Consider the following 18,612-nt stretch of genomic DNA (forward strand, 5'->3'; position numbering starts at 1 on the left):
CCGTTGACAGCGCGGTGATTTCATCGCGCTGTCACAAATATCCGGGATAATCCCCGAATTAACCTCCGGGGTTTTCACGCGGTGCAGTTTTCCGAACTTTCCTATGCCAACGATACTCAGACGCGCCTTACGCAATGGCTGATCCGCTCGATTGAGGCGATCTCGGGCAGAAATCATTATGTCGGGCTGTATAATGTATGGCGAACTGAGATCGTCCCTGCTGGTATCGATGTTTTTTGCCGCATGATGGAACTGATCAACATCAGGCTTGAGGGCCCCGATCAGTGGCCGCCGCAAAATCTGCCTGACACGCCGCTGGTGCTTATTGCTAATCATCCATTCGGTATTGGAGACGGCATCGCAGCTTTGGCGCTGGCCGAACAATTGGGCAGGCCTTTCCGCGTGCTGATCAATAATGATCTGCTGAAAGTACCGGAAATCCGCCCTTATGCCTTGCCGGTATGTTTCGACGAAACCAAGGAAGCCATGGCGATGAACATGGCAACGCGGCACGAAGCAGTGCGCTTGCTCAAGGAAGGCGTGACAATCATTGTCTTTCCAGCAGGCGGTGTTGCGACAGCGCGCAAGGGTTTTGGTCGTGCGGAAGATCTGCCTTGGAAAATATTCCCTGCCAAGCTCATCAGGCAAGCACAGGCTTCTGTCATTCCAGTCTACTTCAGCGGGCAGAATGGCTGGCTATTTCACCTCGCCAGCAAAGTATCGATGACGCTGCGCATATCATTGTTGATTCGAGAATTCCGGCGTCTTTCCGGCAAATCCATCAATGTGCGGATCGGCAATATCATCAGTTGGGATGAATTGAAGGTGCTGGAAGATCGCCAGACGCTTTTGCAATATCTCTATAATGCTGTTTTTTCGCTGCAGCCGGGTTCATCGAGCAAATAAGAGCTCAATACTCATGTCGCTGGCATGTGGTGAATTTGCGCATGTGGTGCATGGTTCGACAAGCTCACCATGAGGAAGGTGGTGAATTGCCCGCCAGCTTCCAGCGCAGGAGATTTGCCCCTGCAATCCCCACACTTCCTCATGGTGAGCCCCGTCGAACCACGCAAAGCGGTTATGCAGCTAATAAGCGAGATTTAGCCTTTTTCCCCGGCAAATCCATCAATGTGCGATGAGCTGAATGTTACCGAGCAAACAAGATTTGCAAATGTGTGATGCGTGGTTCGACACGCTCACCATGAGGAAAGGTGGAGGCTGGCATGCATCAGGTGGGAGGGATTTGAGGTAGGGGGAGATTGGCATGCTAGCTCACCACGCTCCTCATGGTGAGCTTGTCGAACCACGCAAAGCAGCCATGCAGCCTGTTTTGAGCAGATGTTAGGGGTCAGTCCAGCGGCTCTTCGCCTTTCGCCGGCTGGTTGGCGCTTGCCGCCGTGCTTGCGCCATTGGAGGCGATGACCTCCACATCCTGATTGCGACCGGCAACAACCTTGAAGTCACGCTGGTAAATCTTGTCCTTGTTCTTGGCGATGATGACATAATCACCTTCCGCAAGCACCATGGATGCGAAAGCCCCCACGCTTTCCCGGACAATATCACCTGACGTGGTGAGAACAGACCAAGCCGTATCGGCAAGCGCTTCGCCGCCAGCTTCGCGCACCAGTTTCATCGTCATCAGTGCCGCGCGGTGTTCAACATTCGCTTCCGTGATTTTACCTGCCTCAACGCGGATGTCAGACCGAATGACGGCGTTCGCCGTGCCGTAGTTTGACACGATTTGATAGGTTCCAGTGTTCAGACGGACAACGCTGTCCGGCTTGACATCGGGAATGATCAAAGCGCGTTCGCCATTGGCGTCTTCATGATCCTCATAAATCGAAAATCGCAGACGATCGGGAGGAATGCGACCACCGCCAGCAAGCACAGCATTAAGCTTGATCCCGCCAGCATCGAGAATCATTGTTTCAGTGCGCTTGGCGCGTGTCATGGAAATGCGCTTGGTTGCGCCAGCACGGCCAAAGGCGACGTGGATCAGGTAGCTGCCGGGAGCAAGATTGAACGAAGTGGTACCGCCTTTGGCAGTGGCGAGAAGCGCCAGCTTGCCGTCGGGGCCTGGATCGGGTGAGAATACCCGCCATACCAGCCCCCGGCCAATCGCTTCACTCTCGTCTGAAAGTTTTGCAGTAAGAACAAGCTCGGGCTCATTGACCAGCGGATTGTTCTGCGGAGCCTTTGGATTGGCATACTCATTCAGGTTGGGAATTTTAGGTATATCGCCTTTACCGGCGGGCGGCGCAATGGTGGGTAGCTCAAGCGGGGCGACTTCCGGTGAATCCGGTGTCAGCGACTGTGCAAATGCGACTGGTCCCGACGCCAGACACGCACATGCCGCGATAGCAAACAAGGGTTTGCGGAAAATGCTGCCCGTGGCAATTGTCTGGAATACGCCCATGCAAGCTTTTGATCCGAAGCCGATGGCAATTTCAAGGCTTTTCTCGCTCTCATGTCTTTACTTGACCGACAAAACGAAGCCATTGTCCGCGCAATAGTGCAACAGGGTCGCTACGATTATTCCATGAACACTTCCTCATCCAATCCAATCCTCGATTTTTTGTCGACACGAAGCTCCACCCCGATCTCGGCCATCGGCCTTCCAGGACCATCTGACGAAGAGATTCGCAAGATCATTACGATTGCTTCGCGTGTGCCGGATCATGGTCGTCTGACGCCCTGGCGCTTTATTCTGTATCGGGGTGATGCACGTGTCGAAGTCGGGAAATATCTCGCCGAACTTTGTGAAGAACGTGAAGGGCCACTGACTGAACAACGCCGCGAGCAGGAACTGAAGCGCTTTGCTCGCGCTCCGCTGGTCATTGGTGTGGTGTTCTCTCCAGTTGAACATCATATTCCGGAGTGGGAGCAGTTTCTTTCCTCGGGTGCGGCGGCGATGAAGCTTTGCCTGGCTGCCAATGCATTGGGCTATGTCACCAATTGGATCAGTAATTGGTACTCGTCGGACGAAAAGGGCCGGGCGCTGCTAGGGCTGGCCCCACATGAGCGGGTCACGGGGTTTGTTCATATTGGAACTTGCGCGCAGAAAGTGCCGGAGCGGCCTCGCCCGGAAGTGGATGCGGTACTTTCCGAATATTCGGGGCCGTGGAAAGGCTAGCGTAAGATCAAAATGATCGCGCTCTGGCAATGAGCCGCTCCGCCCGCTTCAGATGCGGGCGGTCGAACATTTTACCATCAATACCAATTACACCGGCAGCGGGCTCAGCCGCAAAGGCTGCAACGATACGCTCTGCCTGATCGACCGCTTCAGCCGAAGGCGTGAAAATCTGATTGATGATTGCGACCTGGGCCGGATGAATTGCCAGTTTGGCTGTGAAACCATCGCGCGCGGCTTCGGTGCATTCGCGGGCAAGACCTTCTTCATTGCGATAGTCGATGTAGACCGTATCAATGGCCGCAACATCAGCGGCGGATGCGCCAAGGACTGTCAAGGCGCGAGCCATGCGAAACACGTCCGTGTAATGACCCGCCTCGTTGCGCACCGCGGTTGCGCCGATAACTGCCGAAAGGTCTTCCGCACCCCAACTGAGGCCGATTAATCGTTTGGATGCATCCGGATAGGTGGCTGCAGACAAGGTACCAATTGCAGTCTCGGTAATGATTGCAATGATCTGCGTGACGCCTTCAGAAAGCCCTGCCTGCGCTTCGTGCACATTCAGTTTCACCGAAAGCCGCGTCACATCCTTACCGCTATTGGATTTGGGCAGAAGAATGCCAACGGGCAGCGACGGCATAATGGCGGCAAGATCATCATCGGCGAAACCGCTGGAGAGATCATTGATGCGAACGAAAAGGCGAGGCGAGGCCGTACCGCGGTTCGATTTCAGAAAATCAGCGGTGATCTGCCGCGCGGCGGCCTTGCGCTCTGCGCTTACCGAATCTTCAAGATCGATCAAAAGCATGTCGGCTTCGCTGGCGAGTCCTTTTTCAAGTTTCTTCTCCGAATCGCCGGGAACAAACAGGAGCGAGCGCATCACGCCGCACTCTTTGATTTCATCATGGCTTGCCGCGTGCATTTTGCAACGAGAACACCATGCTGGTTGAAGGCACGGTGTTCGAACTCGACAATGCCGCGATCAGGCTTGGATTTGGACGGGCGTGTTGAAATAACCTCAGTCTCAACATGTACTGTATCGCCATGAAATAGCGGGGAAGGAAAAGTGACATCGGTTATGCCGAGATTGGCAATTGTCGTGCCAATCGTCGTGTCATTGACAGAAATACCGATCATTAAACCCAACGTAAACAATGAGTTGACGAGAGGCTTTCCCCATTCTGTCTTGCTGGCAAAATCAAAGTCAATATGCAGCGGCTGGGTGTTCAATGTCATGACCGAAAATAGCATATTGTCACTTTCAGTGATCGTTTTGCGAAGCGAATGATTGAAAACGCGTCCGACCTCGAACTCTTCCAGATACAATCCAGCCATGATGATTTCGAACCTCCGCAATGATTTGCGGGACATTATGACGGTGCTCTGCGGATCGCAACAGGGGCAAAACCCTTGTCGTCATGGTTAATGGATATGGTGAACTGATCGTAAACCTTTTTCCGCTAGGCTTTTGCTAGAAAAAATGGGGGCGATAAGGGATGCCGGTACAGCAATATCTCAGAATGATCGAGAATGCGTCAGTGGCGCAACGTTGTCATGCAACGGCGGCTTTGGCGCATATCTATCTGCATTCAGAACTCGACAATGATGAGCGTTGCGCGACAGAGGCTGTACTAACGCTCCTGCTGGACGATTCTTCGCCAAAAGTGCGCCTCGCGCTGGCTGAGGCGTTTTCTACAAGTGTCCGCGCTCCTGCCCATATCGTTGCTAGTCTCGCACGCGACCAGATTGAAATCTCGACCTATATGCTCGGCCGCTCGGTTTTGCTCAGCGATAGCGACCTGATTGACTGTGTTGTGAGTGGTTGCGGAGAGGCGCAACGCGTCATTGCCGGTCGGGCACGCGTTTCGCCAACTGTTTGTGCCGCCATTATCGAAGTTGGCGAGATCGATGCCATACTGGAGCTGCTGGCCAATACACAGGCGAAAATAATGCCGGTGAGTTATCGTCGGCTGCTTGAACGGTCAGGACATATTGCCGAAGTACGTGCATTGCTCGTCGATCATGAAAGCCTGCCAGCCGATTGCCGCCACTCGCTTGCAGTCAAGACCGCAGAGGCGCTGTGCCAGATGGATATTGTGCAGGCACTCATGGGAGGTCGCAGAGCGGAACGAATGACACATGATGCCTGTGTTAAAGCATCCATCGGCCTCGTTGCCGCAACGCCTATCGAAGAATATCCGGCTCTCGTTGAACACCTACAACTGCGCGGTGACATAACAACAGCTTTTGTCATTCGGGTGGTTGCGAAAGGACAGATCGATTTCTTCGGCGCGATCCTTGTTGCGCTGTCCGGTTACAAGCATAGTCGCGTGCGCGGCCTGCTCATTGATGGCCGTCCGAACGTGCTGGGGGCGCTGTTTAGCGCTGCAGGTTTGGCCGAAAGCACACACGCTTCCCTGTGCACCGCAGTTCAGGCATGGCGCGATATTATCAACGGCAAGCGCAAGCTGGGTTTGCATGATGTCGCACGCGCAATGATTGAGCAGATCGCGAGGGTAGAAGCCTATGCAGGGGCTGTTCCCGCCGCCGCAAATGATGATTTGCTTTCCTTGCTCAACGGTATTCACCGCGATGCTATTCGCGAAAATGCGCGCCGAAGCATGTTGTCGATAGCGGCGGCATAGGCTTCTGACCGCTTGATCGAACATTTCATTACAAAATAGTGCCACTCTTTGAATGAAATAATCGATGCGCCGCACCAGAACCGGCGCATCATTGCTTTTTTATTGGCATTGAAAGCCGGGATTTCCATTATCATACCTGGTAAACCTAATTAAATCAGGCGTTTATGTCTGACTTCTGATTCAAAACTCTAGATACAGCAATTCGATTGTGCCAAACGGCCCGTTGCCGTCCCATTGGTCTTTTATGCTATTATGGACAAAGGCATAATCGATTGGGAGGTCTGCATAATGTCGGACAATGGTAGTGTTGAGTTTGGCCCGCTAAGTCTGCACGTCCCTGAACCGGCTGTGCGTCCGGGCGGTACGCCGGATTTTTCCAACGTCACCTTTCCCGATGCAGGCTCGGTGAGACGCCCCGATGTCGATACAAACCCTGAAGACATGCGTGACCTCGCATTTTCGATTATTCGTGTGCTTAACCCTGAAGGCGAGGCAGTCGGGCCATGGGCAAATCTGCTGACCGACGATCAACTAGTTGAAGGTCTGCGCCATATGATGACGCTGCGCACGTTCGATGCGCGTATGCAGATCGCCCAGCGGCAGGGCAAGACTTCATTTTATATGCAGCATCTTGGCGAGGAGGCAGTCAGTTGCGCTTTCCGTAAGGCGCTGGTGCAGGGCGATATGAATTTTCCGACCTATCGTCAGGCTGGTCTGTTGATCGCCGGCGGGTATCCCATGGTCGAAATGATGTGCCAGATCTACTCCAACGAGCGCGATCCGTTGAAGGGCAGGCAACTGCCAATCATGTACTCTTCCAAAGAACACGGTTTTTTCTCGATCTCTGGCAATCTGGCCACCCAGTATATTCAAGGTGTGGGCTGGGCCATGGCGTCCGCCATCAAGAAAGACAGCAAGATAGCTGCCGCATGGATCGGCGATGGCTCAACGGCCGAGTCTGACTTCCATGCCGCGCTGGTTTTCGCTTCAACCTATAAGGCGCCGGTAGTTCTCAATATCGTCAATAATCAATGGGCGATTTCGACATTTCAAGGCATTGCGCGCGGTGGCTCAGGTACCTTTGCAGCGCGTGGCCTTGGTTTCGGTATTCCGGCGCTGCGCGTCGATGGCAATGATTACCTCGCGGTTTTTGCAGTGGCGCAGTGGGCAACCGAGCGCGCGCGCCGCAATCTGGGCCCGACGCTGGTGGAATATGTCACCTATCGCGCCGGCGCGCATTCGACCTCGGATGATCCATCTGCTTATCGGCCCAAGATGGAGTCGGAAGCCTGGCCTCTGGGCGATCCTATTGTTCGGTTGAAGAACCACCTGATTGCACGCGGCGCATGGTCGGAAGAGCGTCATACCCAGACCGAAGCCGAGATACTCGACACAGTTATCGCTGCGCAGAAAGAAGCCGAAAGCTTCGGAACATTGCATGCCGGAGGCAAGCCATCAGCGCGCGATATGTTCGAGGGTGTTTATGAACAAATGCCTCCGCATCTGCGCCGTCAACGTCAGCAGGCGGGGGTTTAAGCCAAATGCCACGTAAAACAATGATCGAATCCATCCGCGATGCGATGGATACAATGATGGAACGCGACGAAAACGTGGTTGTGTTCGGCGAGGATGTCGGCTTTTTCGGTGGCGTCTTTCGCTGCACGCAAGGGCTGCAGGCAAAATATGGAAAGACGCGGTGTTTCGATGCGCCCATCAATGAGGCGGGCATCGTCGGAGCTGCAATTGGCATGGCGTCCTATGGTCTGCGGCCATGTGTCGAAATCCAATTCGCCGACTATGTCTACCCCGCCTATGACCAGATTGTCTCGGAAGCTGCACGCTTGCGCTATCGCTCGAATGGCGACTTTACCTGCCCGATGGTCGTGCGCATGCCGGTGGGCGGCGGCATTTTCGGTGGGCAAACACATAGCCAGAGCCCGGAAGCGCTTTTTACCCATGTTTCGGGCCTGAAGGTGGTTGTGCCGTCTAACCCATATGATGCCAAGGGGCTGCTTATTGCAGCAATAGAAGATCCGGACCCGGTGATCTTCCTTGAGCCCAAGCGCATTTATAATGGTCCGTTTGATGGACATCACGACCGGCCAGTCACGCCGTGGTCCAAGCACGATCTCGGCGAAGTGCCTGATGGTCATTATACGGTGCCGCTGGGCAAAGCTATCAAGCGCCGTGAAGGCTCACAGCTAACGATCCTGACCTATGGCACCATGGTTTACGTGGCAGAGGCCGCTGCAGCGGAACATAATATTGATGCGGAAATCATCGACCTGCGCACATTACTCCCGCTCGATCTCGAAACGATTATTGAATCCGTTTCAAAAACCGGGCGCTGTGTCGTGGTTCACGAGGCGACCTTGACATCGGGCTTTGGCGCGGAACTGGCGGCACTCGTGCAAGAACATTGTTTCTATAAGCTTGAAGCGCCGGTGGCTCGCGTTGCCGGTTGGGACACGCCTTATCCCCATGCCCAGGAGTGGGATTACTTCCCCGGGCCATCGCGGGTCGGGCGTGCGCTGGTTGAAACGCTGGAGGGGCTCTAAGATGGGCGAATATGTCATCAAGCTGCCGGATGTCGGCGAAGGCGTTGCAGAAGCAGAGCTTGTCGAATGGAATGTAAAGGTCGGTGATCTGGTACGCGAGGATATGGTTCTTGCCGCCGTGATGACCGATAAGGCAACGGTGGAAATCCCGTCGCCGGTCGATGGCGAGATCATCTGGCTTGGCGGTGAGATCGGTGAGGTCATTCCGATCGGCTCGCCGATTATTCGCCTGAAGATCGACGGCGAGGGTCACGCATCAGCCGCCGCGGAGCCCTCCAAGCCTGCCAAGGCTGAAGCGCCCGCACCGGATGAAAAGCCTGCCGAGGCCGCAAAGTCCGAGAGCAAGCCTGCAACAGCTGCTGCAAAGCCACAGGAAACTGTAAAGCCCGCTGCCAAACCTGTTTTCAATACGAGCGCGCCCCGTAGCGAAGGTGAAAAGCCTTTGGCTTCTCCAGCTGTACGCCAGCGTGCGCGTGATTCCGGCGTTGATTTGCGTCAAGTAAGCGGTACAGGACCGGCAGGCCGGATCACTCACGAAGATCTTGATGCCTTCTTCGCGCGCGGCTCGCAGAAACCCGGTAGTGCAGCGCTCAGCCCGGACAATTCCGTCAAGGAGATCAAGGTTGTCGGGCTTCGCCGCAAGATTGCCGAGAAAATGGCAATCGCGAAATCCCGGATTCCGCATATTACCTATGTCGAAGAAATCGACGTGACATCCTTGGAAGAGCTGCGGGCAGCCCTGAATAGCAAAAAGCGCCCGGATCAGGCCAAGCTGACGATCTTGCCGTTCTTGATGCGGGCCATGGTCAAGGCCATTGCCGATCAGCCGCAGCTCAATGCTCTGTATGATGACGAGGCGAATATTATTCATCAGCATGGGGGCGTGCATATCGGGATTGCCGCGCAGACGCCTGGCGGTCTCGTGGTGCCGGTGGTCAGACATGCCGAGGCAAGAACGCTTTGGGACTGTGCTGCAGAGGTTAATCTGCTGGCAGATGCTGCAAAAACGGGTACAGCGACACGTGAACAGCTGAGTGGCTCGACGATAACGATCACTTCACTCGGTAGCATGGGCGGCGTGGTGACCACGCCTGTGATCAATCACCCGGAAGTAGCAATCATCGGCGTCAACAAGATCATGATCCGGCCCATGTGGGACGGCACTGCCTTCATACCGCGCAAGATGATGAACCTGTCGTCAAGCTTCGACCACCGGGTTATCGACGGCTGGGATGCCGCCGTATTCATCCAGCGCATCAAGGCTCTTCTCGAAACGCCAGCCATGATATTTGTTGAGGACTGAGCCATGAAGGATATTTCCTGCAAACTGCTGGTCATTGGCGCCGGTCCGGGTGGCTATATCTGCGCTATTCGTGCCGGGCAGCTGAATGTTGATACGGTGATCGTTGAAGCGGCCAAGGTCGGCGGCACTTGCCTGATGGTCGGCTGCATACCCTCCAAGGCGTTGATTCACGCCGCTGATGAATTTGCAAAGGTTGCGCATTTTGCAGCAAATCAGACGCCTCTAGGCATATCCGTCAGCAACCCGGCAATCGATTTCACGCAAACTATCGCTTGGAAAGACGGAATTGTCAGCCGTTTGAACAACGGCGTAGCCGGACTTTTGAAGAAGGCCAATGTGAAGATCGTCACGGGCAGGGCAAAGTTCCGCGACGGAAAAACCGTCGAAGTGGAAACCCTTACGGGCCAGCAAATCATCCGCGCTGAAAACATTGTAATCGCAACAGGCTCTGCGCCCGTGGAGGTGCCTTCATTGCCATTTGGCGGCAATGTCATTTCATCCACCGAAGCTCTCTCACTTGAGACTGTGCCCGAAAAACTGGTGGTTGTGGGAGGTGGTTATATTGGCCTTGAGCTTGGCACTGCCTATGCCAAACTCGGATCAAAGGTCACTGTTGTTGAAGCGCAAGCAAAAATACTGCCGCAATATGATGCAGAGCTGACGCGGCCAATCGTGAAGAGTCTCAATAGCTTAGGTATGACAGTTCTTACCGGAGTTAAAGCAAAAGGGATGAGCGCCAAGGGTGATGCCCTGCTCATCGAAACGGCTGATGGCAAGGATGACAGGATTGCAGCGGATAAAATACTGGTAACTGTCGGCCGCAAGCCTGTGACCACCGGTTGGGGGCTTGAGGAAGTTGTTTTGGACATGGACGGAAAGTTTGTTCGCATTGACGACAAGTGCCGTACCTCGATGCGCGGCGTCTATGCCATCGGTGATGTGACAGGCGAGCCAATGCTGGCCCATCGTGCCATGGCACAAGGCGAGATGGTGGCAGAAATCGTCGCCGGGCATAATCGCAGCTGGGACAAGCGAGCCATTGCAGCTGTCTGCTTTACCGATCCGGAAATCGTGACTGTCGGCCTTTCGCCAGAAGAGGCAAAGCAGGCCGGGCACGAGGTCAAAATTGGTCTGTTCCCATTTGCTGCCAATGGCCGCGCCATGACACAAGAAGGCGAGGAGGGGTTTGTCCGTGTGGTTGCTGCTGCGGGCAATCATCTTGTATTGGGAATTCAGGCGGTTGGAACCGGAGTCTCCGAACTGTCAGCAGCGTTTGCACTGGCCTTGGAAATGGGCGCGCGCCTGGAAGATATAGCCGGGACAATCCATGCCCATCCAACACAGAGCGAGGGCTTCCAGGAAGCTGCGCTGAAAGCACTGGGACACGCGCTGCATATTTAAAGCACCTTTGCAAAAGCAATTTGAGTGCTTCGACAAGCTCAGCATGAGGAATGGGGTCTGATTGCAGGACGCTAAATCCTGCAATCTTTGAGACTATTATGCCAGGCGCAATGTCACCTCATGCTGAGCTTGTCGAAGCACGCAAAGCGCTACTGCTGAATAAATTGGGTTACTCAGCGGCCTCGGCGACAGCGGGCAGGCCAAGCCAGGCACGGCAATCTGCCAGTGCGCGGGCGCTCATGGCGCGTTTTTTGGCATTGGTCTTTTCCTTGCCACGCAAACGCTTGCCCTCAGAGACGGGCGCTTCAATCGGCGGGAATAACCCGTAATTAACATTCATTGGCTGGAATGAACGTTTGCCGGGTTCTTCATCCGATACGATATGCCCGCCAGTAATATGTCCAAGAAGCGCACCAAAAGCCGTCGTTGCAGGAGGTGGTGTCACAGGCTGACCCAAACGCTCGGCAATCATGAAACGGCCGGCCAAAAGTCCGATAGCGGCGGACTCGACGTAGCCTTCGCATCCCGTGATTTGTCCGGCAAACCGCAGTCCTTGCCGGGATTTCAGTTGCAAGGTCGGATCAAGCAAAATCGGTGAATTGAGGTAAGTGTTGCGATGCAGTCCACCCAGCCGGGCAAATTCCGCATTTTCAAGGCCCGGGATCATGCGGAATATGTCAGTCTGCGCGCCATATTTCAGCTTGGTCTGGAAACCGACCATATTATAGAGCGTGCCAAGCGCATTGTCCTGACGCAACTGCACCACCGCATAGGCTTTCACTGTCGGATTATGGGCGTTGGTCAGACCCATTGGCTTCATCGGTCCATGACGCAATGTCTCCGGTCCGCGTTCTGCCATGACCTCGATTGGCAGGCAGCCATCGAAATAGGGCGTGCCTTCCCATTCCTTGAATTCGGTCTTGTCGCCCGCAATCAATGCTTGAATGAAGGCTTCATATTGCTCCTTTGACATGGGGCAGTTGATATAGTCCTTGCCATTGCCGCCGGGGCCAACCTTGTCGTAGCGCGACTGGAACCAGCAAGTGTTCATATCGATGGAATCGAAATGCACGATCGGTGCAATTGCATCGAAAAAGGCGAGGGAGTCCGCCCCTGTTTCATTGCCGATTGCTTCGGCAAGTGAAGGCGCCGTCAGCGGGCCGGTGGCGATAATAACCTTGTCCCACTCCGCTGGCGGCAGGCCGGTAATTTCTTCGCGCTCGATAGTGATAAGTGGATGAGCTTCGATTTTCGCGGTAACTGCTTGCGCAAAACCATCGCGATCAACAGCAAGCGCACTGCCGGCCGGAACCTGATGGGCATCGGCAGAGGCAATAATGAGTGAATTGGCCAGACGCATTTCCGCATGAAGCACGCCAACAGCATTAGTTTCGGCGTCATCGGAACGGAAGGAGTTGGAGCATACGAGCTCTGCAAGGTCCTGCGTTTTATGGGCATCTGTGCCGCGAACAGGACGCATTTCGTGCAGGATAACGGGAATGCCAGCCTCTGCGAGCTGCCATGATGCTTCGGAACCGGCGAGACCGCCGCCAATAATGTGTACGGGTTTATGTGACATGGCGCACCAATAGTCTTTTTGATTGCTGGCTTCAATGAAAAAGCCGTCACAGGTGATTGTGACGGCTTTCATGACGCCTAGGGCAGATCAGGCGCTGGCAGTATCAAGCGTCGCCAGATCATCTTTGCTGAGTTCCATAGTGGCCGCCTTGATCAGACTATCAAGCTGTTCAAGCGATGTTGCACTGGCAATTGGTGCAGTTACGCCATCGCGGTGGATGATCCAGGCCAATGCGACTTCGGCCTGTTTTGCCTTATGCTTGGCGGATATATCATCAAGGGCTGCGAGGATACGATTTCCACGGGGGTTGAGATAATCCTTCACACCGCCGCCCCGCGGGCTTTTGCCAAGATCGGCTTCGCTGCGATATTTGCCGGACAGAAAGCCTTTCGCGAGACTGAAATATGTGATGACGCCGATATCTTCAGCCATACAGAGATCGCGCAGTGGGCCATCATAGCTTGCGCGATCGTAAAGGTTATATTCCGGCTGCAAAACATCGTAGCGATGCAGCCCCTTATTCTTGGCCACATCAAGCGATTTCCGCAATTGATCAGCGTCGAGATTGGAGCAGCCCATTGATTTGATTTTGCCAGCCTTGAGCAGCTTCTCGTGCGCGGCAAGGGTTTCTTCATATGGTGTGTCCGGATCCGGCCAATGCGAAAGATAAAGGTCAATTTCTTCAATCTGAAGCCGTTTCAAGGAGGCTTCGGCGGCCTTTGCAATGTAGGCGGGAGACAAATCCTTCTTGCCTTGTCCCATATCGGAGCCAACCTTGGTGATTATCACCACCTTGTCGCGGGATTTGCGTTCTTTCATCCATTCGCCGATTATGGTTTCGGACTCGCCACCTTCATTGCCCGGCACCCAGCGCGAATAAGCATCCGCAGTATCAATGGCGTTGAGGCCCGCATCAACGAACCGATCAAGCAGATCGAAGGAAGTTTTCTTGTCGGCGGTCCAGCCGAAGACGTTTCCGCCAAAGACCAATGGAGCGATAGTGAGGCCCGTACGGCCAAGACGACGTTGTTCCATGATGAACTCCCGGGGATTATTGAGGTGGGAGCTTGAATGTAGGACGTGACGATGCGGGTTTCCACCCCGTCATTGCAAACACAATTTCTTCAACAGGCCGAAAGGCAATTTCTGATATATTCTCTCATGATGAGATATGCCTTTCTTATTTTGCCCGCTGCCATTGCCTGGGCATGCGTATCAAACGCCAATGCGCAAACATTCAGCGTTTGCCATGGCTATGGCTGTACGTTCAAAACCAGTGTGACGCTTTCTCCTGCCGATCGCGGCAGAATCGCGTCAATCATGAAGAGCGGAGGCAAGTCGGCACAAGCCGAACGGGCTGCGGTGCGGCGCGCTGTGCAGATATTTGAGCGTCGCAGCGCTCAAATAATCGGTATCCGGGATCGCCCGAAAATGGATTTTGGCCAAGGGCGCGAGAGAGGCCAAATGGATTGCGTCGACGAGGCAGCCAATACAGGCGGCTTCCTCAGCTATTTGCAGCGCGCCGGGCTGTTGCGCCACCACACAGTGGGAAACAGGGATTCACGCGGGAGTTTCCTCGATGGCCGCTATCCGCATTTCACCGCAGTGTTGCGGGATCGCTCGGGTACATCCTGGGCCGTTGACTCCTGGTACGAACCAGCAGGAGGGGCGCCAGATGTGATGCGTTTGTCGGAATGGAAAGAGCGGGGTTATGGCGGGCAACGCTGATGTCAGCGCATCCTACAAACAACAACACCCACCGCGGGAGGAGGTGCGGTGGGTGTCGTTATATAAAGACCGGCTGGGAGGAGGAGTGCCGGGCTTTGATCGCGGGAGGCTTTGGGAGGAGGTAAAGCCCCGGCGATATTCGTCAAACTATTAACGTACTGCGGACTTCTTGGCGACGAACGGAATGTCCGAACGGGCAATGCCCAGATCGCTAAGTTCGCGGGTCGACAGACGGTTCAATTCAGTAACCGTGTCGCGATAACGGCGCCAGTTGCTGTAAGAGCGGATAAGGTTCATTTCAATCACCACTTCGGTTGTTGTTCGGTTGATCACTCTTGATCGTTGAACTGAAGATAGTGCAGCCCATGCAGAATTTGCAGAGACAAGATTGCAGATCAGCTATGCATATGTTGCATTGCATCATTAATCGATTTTAATTGCTGCGGCGCACAAATGTCAAAATCGCGATCGGTTCGGCACTGCGGTGGCAATTGCGTTTTTCCTGTCGCTGGCGTTATTTGAATCCCTGTACGACTCAGGAGCACTTCGTGGCATTTTCGATCGGCATCAAAAAACACATTACCCGCTGGCAGCAGGCAGGTCTGATAGACGAGGTGACAGCCGATCTTTTGCGCAAGGACGTAGAGAAAACCCGCTCCGGCTTTGGCCTTGGCGGGATTCTTGCGGTGCTCGGCGCAGTTCTCTTGGGTGCTGCCATCATTTCGCTCGTCGCGGCAAATTGGGAAGTAATGCCGCGCCTTGTTCGCGTCGTGATGATCATCCTGGTGCTATGGATCGGCTATGTTGGCGGCGCATGGCGGGCGAGCCTCGGCGATAATCGTTTTAGTCAGGCGCTTTATCTGATTGCTGCAATCACCTTTGGAGCCGGTATAGCGCTCATCGGGCAGATGTATCATTTATCAGGCGATGCAACGGAAGCCGCGTTGCTTTGGACGGCGGGAACAATGGTTGCGGCGCTTTTGCTACGCTCGCCTGTGTTGGTCGCAACCGGGGTGGCGATAACTGCGCTCTACCTTTTCATGGTTTTGGATACCAATGACTCGCACACCTATAGCTGGCTTCTGCCGGTATTGCTTTTCATCAGTGCGGGACTTGTCTGGTATACCAAGGCGCAGATCGCCCGCCATTTTATCGCGCTTGTACTGATGGCCTATGTTTTCGCCCTTTATGATGATTTGAGCGGTGATTGGATATTGTGGCTCGCCGCTATGGCGGGCGGGGCGCTCTTTCTTGGCGATGCGCTGTCGACTGCAGTGCTGCAACGGCTCACCGGCTGGAGCAAGGCAATCGGCGCTTACGGGTTTCTGATGCTTCTTCTGGTGCTGAGCTATTTTCAGTTTGATCGCTTCGATAGTGAAGTAAGCGATCAGGTCATTATCGGCTTTGGTATATTGGCCTGTGCGATTGCCGGGCTGGTTCTCTCCGGTTATCGCAATCTTGCCGTCAGATGGATGTCTTACACCGTATTTTCGCTCGAAGTGCTTTATCTGGCATTCAAGACGATAGGGACGCTTATCGGAACCGCGAGCTTCTTCTTGAGTGCGGGCGTGCTGGTATTGCTGCTTGCCGCCTTTGTTGTGCGCATGGAGCGGCGGCTGCAAAAGAAGATTGCGCAAGCGGAAGGAGCCGCCTGATGTTCACTGGCAAGCGCATTATCTGGCTGGGTATTATCGTCGCCTTGCTGCAATCGGGCGCTTTATACGCAATGGTTGAGCAGCGCGCATCCATCCTGCGGAGCGGCAAAGACGTGATCCTGCTAAGCCAGCCCATTGATCCCCGGGATTTCCTGCGCGGAGACTATGTGATCCTCTCCTATGATATCTCCAATGTCAGCATCGACAAGATATCCGGCACGCGCCCGGAGGCGAAGGGCCTCATTGACGTCTATGTCACACTGGTCAAAGGGGCAGATGAGCGTTGGAACTTTGCAAGTGCTTCGTGGCAGGCCCGCACTGACCTGAAGCCCGATGAAGTGCAGCTTCGGGGACGTACGCCAAACTACGCTTATTTTGCCTCCGACAACACCTATCATGTCGATTATGGCATTGAGCGCTATTACGTTCCGGAAGGTAAGGGCCTGGCAATCGAAGAACAGCAGCGCGAGAGAAAGATCGATGTCGTTATTGCCGTATCGAATGAGGGAGATGCTCAGATCCGGGCTTTAAGGAGCGAAGGAAAGGTTCTGTACGAGGAACCCCTCTATTAGAAATAAGCGGGAAATTACGGGTTTGAAATAATAGTGTCGATTACCCGGCTTTTTCCTTTGACCCTCAGAAAGACGGTGCTATAGAGACCCGCGCTTGAGGTTCGGCTACGTGCCTCGGATGCGGATATGGCGAAATTGGTAGACGCACCAGATTTAGGTTCTGGCGGGAGACCGTGGGGGTTCGAGTCCCTCTATCCGCACCACAATCTTTCCAAACACAATTGAGAATAAGGCACTGGACAGATAAACTCGCGTGCATGTGGGGGAAACCTGATCATGATTGAAACAAGCCGCCTTTTGTTGCGCCCGCAACGTATTGAGGATTTCGAACTCTATAAGGCGATATGGATCAATGATCCCAACCTAAGCGAGGGTGTTCAAGTCTTGCCCGGACTTACCGATGAGCAAAGCTGGGACAGGCTGCTGCGCTGGATCGGGCATTGGAACGTTTTTGGCTATGGTCCGCTTCTGGTCATCGACCGTCAAACCGGGGAGCTGGTCGGAGAAACGGGGGTGGCAAGGTTTCACCGCGCCAATGGCCCGGCTTTCGACGGAGTTCCGGAGGCATTGTGGAGGATCAAATATACCCGCCATGGCCAAGGCCTGGCGTCAGAAGCAGCGTACGCGGCCTTGCAATGGTACGATGCCCGGAAAATATCCGAGCGAACCGTTTGCATGATTGATCATTGGAACGACACTTCGTTAAAGCTGGCCGGAAAACTCGGGTTCAACGAGTTTTCACGTGCAATCTACAAGGACAGTGATGTCGTGTTGCTTGATCGTATCGTCAAAACTTAGTGTTGCATGAGCAGTCTATGATCCAGTCCCGAAAGAACTTCACCTTGGCTGGCAATTGCCCGGCTTCGGGATAGACCAGATAATAATTGGTGCCGGTTGAGGCTTCGATATCGAAAAGCTTTACCAGCGTGCCCGACTCTATTTCATTCTGGAAAAAAGCTGAAGAAACCAGTCCGACGCCGCCGCCGGACAATGCCAATCCGCCGATAATCTGCTGGGTATCAATCGTTACCCCGGGTTTGGTCATGGTCAATGGCCCTTCGACACCTGCTTGGCGAAACCAGACGGGCCACCAATTATCGTCTGGCGTGATCAGATGACATTGCAGGAGGTCTGCCGGTGTTTGCGGTCTGCCATATCGTTCAAGATAGGCGGGGCTGGCCAAGGGTGTGAAACCGCCCGATAAAAGCCGATGTGAGGTCAAGCCTGGCCAGTTTCCACGACCGAGCCGGATGCCGCAGTCGATTCCCTCACTGGAAAAATCAACCAAGCGGGAGGAAATATCGAAGCGCACCGAAACCTCGGGATGCAGGTTTTGAAAATCGGTAATGCGCGGCGTCAGCCAATTGCTGGCAAATGTATGGATGACTGAAATAACCAGCACGGAATTTTGTTCTTCGCGAATGGCGCGGAATGTCTCGCCCATATCAGCCAAAGCCCTGCGTATCACCGGCGCTATTACTTCGCCCTTCGGCGTCAAGGTAACGCCGCGTGCGCGGCGCTGAAACAAGGGCGTACCGGCAAAATCTTCCAGCAATTTGATCTGATAGCTGACGGCCGATTGGGTCATGTTGAGCTCATCGGCTGCTTTCGTAAAGTTCTGCAACCGCGCAACACTATCAAAAACCCGGATAGAACCAAGAGGAAGTGACGTCATGTCGAGCCATTAAATCTATTGATGTCTAATCATCAAATTCGCGTTGGTATGCCTGTTAATAAGATAATACATCTGTCCACACAACAGGACAATTAATAGCTTGATGGAGAGTGTCATGACCGAATTGCGATTATTCGGATTGAGTTCGCTTGCGGTTTTTTGGGCGGGCTTTTCCAAGCAGACTTCAGTGCCGGCAGGCGACCCTGGGGATTTGAATGCCTATATGCTGCGCGACATCAATCTTACGCCAAGCGAGCGTGCCGCATTCACATATAAGACGCGCGATATGCTTTCACCGGCCTATCGATATCGTCTCCCATAGAATATTGAAGCCAATGCAAAAGCGCGGGGCAGTTAAGGCCCCGC

At 54.1% G+C, this 18,612-nt stretch carries 19 protein-coding genes and 1 tRNA gene; 13 read left to right on the top strand and 7 right to left on the bottom strand.

Annotated features, from left to right (window positions below; translation table 11 throughout):
- The first annotated feature begins 81 nt into the window (after nt 1-81).
- A complete protein-coding gene (locus tag AC6CHM_RS02200) occupies nt 82-906 on the top strand; it encodes a lysophospholipid acyltransferase family protein (RefSeq protein ID WP_307284578.1) in 825 nt (274 codons plus the stop codon).
- A gap of 442 nt (nt 907-1,348) precedes the next feature.
- Here AC6CHM_RS02200 and AC6CHM_RS02205 read toward each other — a convergent pair whose 3' ends face one another.
- On the bottom strand, nt 1,349-2,416 hold the full coding sequence (locus AC6CHM_RS02205; protein WP_115055364.1) for an RgsD C-terminal domain-containing protein: 1,068 nt from the start codon (nt 2,414-2,416) through the stop codon (nt 1,349-1,351).
- A 123-nt stretch (nt 2,417-2,539) separates the two neighbouring features.
- On the opposite strand from AC6CHM_RS02205, the gene AC6CHM_RS02210 reads away from it, so the two are divergent.
- Nucleotides 2,540-3,133 carry a nitroreductase family protein gene (locus AC6CHM_RS02210; protein ID WP_115055413.1) on the top strand — a complete coding sequence of 198 codons (594 nt, stop codon included), beginning with the start codon at nt 2,540-2,542 and terminating at the stop codon, nt 3,131-3,133.
- Between the two features lie 7 nt (nt 3,134-3,140).
- Here the strand turns inward: AC6CHM_RS02210 and AC6CHM_RS02215 are convergent, their stop codons facing one another.
- The gene (locus tag AC6CHM_RS02215) at nt 3,141-4,010 is read right to left on the bottom strand and encodes an HpcH/HpaI aldolase/citrate lyase family protein (protein WP_115055362.1); all 870 of its coding nucleotides are present in this window, start codon (nt 4,008-4,010) and stop codon (nt 3,141-3,143) included.
- The gene (locus tag AC6CHM_RS02220; RefSeq protein ID WP_498171827.1) at nt 4,010-4,501 is read right to left on the bottom strand and encodes a MaoC family dehydratase; all 492 of its coding nucleotides are present in this window, start codon (nt 4,499-4,501) and stop codon (nt 4,010-4,012) included. The genes AC6CHM_RS02215 and AC6CHM_RS02220 overlap by 1 nt, the downstream gene beginning before the upstream one ends.
- A gap of 125 nt (nt 4,502-4,626) precedes the next feature.
- Between AC6CHM_RS02220 and AC6CHM_RS02225 the strand changes: the two genes are divergently transcribed.
- The 5 genes from AC6CHM_RS02225 to lpdA all read left to right on the top strand — a co-directional run bounded on the left by AC6CHM_RS02225 (nt 4,627) and on the right by lpdA (nt 11,037).
- The gene (locus AC6CHM_RS02225; protein WP_498171829.1) at nt 4,627-5,775 is read left to right on the top strand and encodes a DUF2336 domain-containing protein; all 1,149 of its coding nucleotides are present in this window, start codon (nt 4,627-4,629) and stop codon (nt 5,773-5,775) included.
- 288 nt (nt 5,776-6,063) lie between these two features.
- On the top strand, nt 6,064-7,311 hold the full coding sequence (locus tag AC6CHM_RS02230) for a 3-methyl-2-oxobutanoate dehydrogenase (2-methylpropanoyl-transferring) subunit alpha (protein WP_115055358.1): 1,248 nt from the start codon (nt 6,064-6,066) through the stop codon (nt 7,309-7,311).
- A 5-nt stretch (nt 7,312-7,316) separates the two neighbouring features.
- A complete protein-coding gene (locus AC6CHM_RS02235) occupies nt 7,317-8,333 on the top strand; it encodes an alpha-ketoacid dehydrogenase subunit beta (RefSeq protein ID WP_354344608.1) in 1,017 nt (338 codons plus the stop codon).
- Between the two features lies 1 nt (nt 8,334).
- Nucleotides 8,335-9,636: a dihydrolipoamide acetyltransferase family protein gene (locus AC6CHM_RS02240; RefSeq protein WP_498171832.1), complete on the top strand. Its 1,302-nt coding sequence runs from the start codon at nt 8,335-8,337 to the stop codon at nt 9,634-9,636.
- Nucleotides 9,637-9,639: 3 nt separating this feature from the next.
- Complete coding sequence (lpdA, locus tag AC6CHM_RS02245) at nt 9,640-11,037, top strand: dihydrolipoyl dehydrogenase (RefSeq protein ID WP_440806290.1); 1,398 nt, start codon at nt 9,640-9,642, stop codon at nt 11,035-11,037.
- Nucleotides 11,038-11,206: 169 nt separating this feature from the next.
- Here the strand turns inward: lpdA and trmFO are convergent, their stop codons facing one another.
- Together trmFO and AC6CHM_RS02255 are read right to left on the bottom strand one after the other, a co-directional pair.
- Nucleotides 11,207-12,616 (bottom strand): methylenetetrahydrofolate--tRNA-(uracil(54)-C(5))-methyltransferase (FADH(2)-oxidizing) TrmFO, encoded by a 1,410-nt coding sequence (gene trmFO / locus AC6CHM_RS02250; protein WP_115055409.1) that lies wholly within the window; start codon nt 12,614-12,616, stop codon nt 11,207-11,209.
- Between the two features lie 87 nt (nt 12,617-12,703).
- The gene (locus AC6CHM_RS02255; protein WP_115055351.1) at nt 12,704-13,651 is read right to left on the bottom strand and encodes an aldo/keto reductase; all 948 of its coding nucleotides are present in this window, start codon (nt 13,649-13,651) and stop codon (nt 12,704-12,706) included.
- Nucleotides 13,652-13,777: 126 nt separating this feature from the next.
- Between AC6CHM_RS02255 and AC6CHM_RS02260 the strand changes: the two genes are divergently transcribed.
- The gene (locus AC6CHM_RS02260) at nt 13,778-14,344 is read left to right on the top strand and encodes a hypothetical protein (protein WP_336441837.1); all 567 of its coding nucleotides are present in this window, start codon (nt 13,778-13,780) and stop codon (nt 14,342-14,344) included.
- A 150-nt stretch (nt 14,345-14,494) separates the two neighbouring features.
- Here AC6CHM_RS02260 and AC6CHM_RS02265 read toward each other — a convergent pair whose 3' ends face one another.
- A complete protein-coding gene (locus AC6CHM_RS02265) occupies nt 14,495-14,641 on the bottom strand; it encodes a DUF1127 domain-containing protein (protein WP_081497128.1) in 147 nt (48 codons plus the stop codon).
- Between the two features lie 251 nt (nt 14,642-14,892).
- Between AC6CHM_RS02265 and AC6CHM_RS02270 the strand changes: the two genes are divergently transcribed.
- The 4 genes from AC6CHM_RS02270 to AC6CHM_RS02285 all read left to right on the top strand — a co-directional run bounded on the left by AC6CHM_RS02270 (nt 14,893) and on the right by AC6CHM_RS02285 (nt 17,369).
- Nucleotides 14,893-15,999, top strand: coding sequence for a DUF2157 domain-containing protein (locus AC6CHM_RS02270; protein WP_307284604.1), 1,107 nt, complete (start codon nt 14,893-14,895; stop codon nt 15,997-15,999).
- Entirely contained in the window at nt 15,999-16,571 is a 573-nt protein-coding gene (locus tag AC6CHM_RS02275) for a GDYXXLXY domain-containing protein (RefSeq protein WP_498171836.1), read from the top strand. The genes AC6CHM_RS02270 and AC6CHM_RS02275 overlap by 1 nt, the downstream gene beginning before the upstream one ends.
- A 120-nt stretch (nt 16,572-16,691) precedes the next feature.
- Nucleotides 16,692-16,774: transfer RNA gene (locus AC6CHM_RS02280), tRNA-Leu, on the top strand.
- 73 nt (nt 16,775-16,847) lie between these two features.
- Complete coding sequence (locus AC6CHM_RS02285; RefSeq protein WP_307284608.1) at nt 16,848-17,369, top strand: GNAT family N-acetyltransferase; 522 nt, start codon at nt 16,848-16,850, stop codon at nt 17,367-17,369.
- On the opposite strand, the gene AC6CHM_RS02290 is transcribed toward AC6CHM_RS02285, so the two are convergent.
- Nucleotides 17,359-18,246, bottom strand: coding sequence for a LysR substrate-binding domain-containing protein (locus AC6CHM_RS02290; RefSeq protein ID WP_307284610.1), 888 nt, complete (start codon nt 18,244-18,246; stop codon nt 17,359-17,361). The genes AC6CHM_RS02285 and AC6CHM_RS02290 overlap by 11 nt on opposite strands.
- Before the next feature lie 115 nt (nt 18,247-18,361).
- On the opposite strand from AC6CHM_RS02290, the gene AC6CHM_RS02295 reads away from it, so the two are divergent.
- A complete protein-coding gene (locus AC6CHM_RS02295; protein WP_115055340.1) occupies nt 18,362-18,568 on the top strand; it encodes a hypothetical protein in 207 nt (68 codons plus the stop codon).
- The last annotated feature ends 44 nt before the right edge of the window (nt 18,569-18,612 follow it).

It is taken from the genome of Phyllobacterium sp. GQ127 (assembly GCF_059758635.1).